This is a genomic window from Agarivorans sp. (assembly GCF_050295395.1).
Classification (GTDB): domain Bacteria; phylum Pseudomonadota; class Gammaproteobacteria; order Enterobacterales; family Celerinatantimonadaceae; genus Agarivorans.
Window position 1 is genome coordinate 1 of sequence record NZ_JBNKPP010000244.1, and the last position, 1,595, is coordinate 1,595.

At 47.2% G+C, this 1,595-nt stretch carries 2 protein-coding genes; one reads left to right on the forward strand and one right to left on the reverse strand.

All coding sequences use genetic code 11. From position 1 onward, the window contains the following. Positions 1-87 precede the first annotated feature (87 nt). A complete protein-coding gene (locus ACQY6Q_RS14345) occupies positions 88-966 on the reverse strand; it encodes a LysR family transcriptional regulator (protein WP_188407575.1) in 879 nt (292 codons plus the stop codon). Between the two features lie 105 nt (positions 967-1,071). On the opposite strand from ACQY6Q_RS14345, the gene ACQY6Q_RS14350 reads away from it, so the two are divergent. Beyond that, positions 1,072-1,595: aldo/keto reductase (locus ACQY6Q_RS14350; RefSeq protein WP_427982374.1), on the forward strand; the 524-nt coding region annotated here is incomplete at its 3' end.

Genomic DNA, 1,595 nt, shown 5'->3' on the forward strand with positions numbered 1-1,595 from the left:
CGAAAACGAGCGGGCGGGAATTCCATCCATGAAACCGCATTGACTGGCTGCTTTCTTAGCGGGCATCTATCCGAGAACATAGGCAAGCTAAATGGGATGTTGCTGGGCATAGTTAACCAACCAATCGGCCAGCGCACTCACTCGCTTGGAACGAAATCGAGCCGGTGGAAATACCATCCATAAGGGCTGGCTACTTTCTTGCCAGTCTTGTAACACCGCTTGCAGACTGCCGTCGGCCAGTGCATCGCGAAGATACATATCGTGGCTACGAATAAACCCCAGCCCTTGTAAGGCGGCTTGTTTTAACACATGACCATTAGGGCAAGAGAAAGGCCCTTTTACCGCTACCGTTAAACGTTGCTGCTGTTTAACAAAGGGCCAATGTGACACCGTTCCACAAATACAAGGATGTGCTTTAAGCTCTTCGGGGTGCTTTGGCACCCCGTGTTGTTGCAAATATTCAGGGCTAGCCACCACATGGGTATGTAGCTGACTTAATACCCGCACTTGCAAACTAGAATCAGGCAAGGCCCCCATACGCAGCACTAGGTCAAACGGCGCGGCCAATAGATCCTCACGCTGCGAAGACAAATCCAATTCAATATCAATCTTGGGATACTGCTGGCGAAAGGCCAACAAGGCAGGAGCCAACCACTGCTCGGCAAAAATCCCACCTTGGGAGTTAATCACCACCTTGCCTTGCAGATGATGTTGCTGCTGCTGGGCGCTTAGGTTGGCTTCTTCTAATAACTCCAAACTTTGCCGGCAACTATGATAGTAGCCCTCACCGGCCTCCGTTAAGCGCAGCTTGCGGGTTGAGCGATATAACAACTGCACCCCCAACCGCGCTTCTAAGTCACTTACCCGTTGACTAATGCTAGCTTTAGAACCGCCTAATTTATCTGCAGCCGCGGTAAAACTGCCGCTCTCGACTACCGTGACAAAATCAACCACACCGCTATACATATTAATCCAAATTTATGAACAATAATTCCAATAATAATGAATTATCAAACAACATAAAATGAGTAAACTTAACTAAATAGACAGTAAATATGGAATCAACAAACAATGAAAAATCGAATCTTAGGTAAAAGTGGCTTAGCGCTTACTGAAATAGGCTTAGGCTGTTGGCAGCTTGGTGGCGACTTTGGCCCCATTAGCAAACAGCAATCACTGGCAATATTAAGTGCCGCTTACGACAGTGGAGTACGTTTTTATGATACCGCCGATGTCTACGGCGCGGGTTTGAGCGAGAGTGTACTGGGCGAGTTTTATCAACAACATCAAGACATTACCATCGCCACCAAAATTGGCCGCGATGGCAGTTTATTCCCGGATAAATACACCAAACAAGGTTTATTAAAGGGTATTGAGGGCAGCCTGAAGCGACTCTCAAGCGATGCCTTAGATTTAATTCAATTACACTGCATCCCCTACCCAGTGATGCAAGACGGTGAAATATTTACTTGGTTGCAAGACTTCCAGCAACAGGGTCTGATTAAACATTACGGCGCCAGTGTGGAGTCGATGGATGAAGCTAAGCTTTGCTTAAACGACCCGCAACTGACCAGCCTACAGCTGATTATTAATAT

Bases quoted from the DNA above. Each gene is read 5' to 3' on its own strand.
- ACQY6Q_RS14345 (WP_188407575.1), bottom strand. From the start codon at position 966: ATGTATAGCGGTGTGGTTGATTTTGTCACGGTAGTCGAGAGCGGCAGT.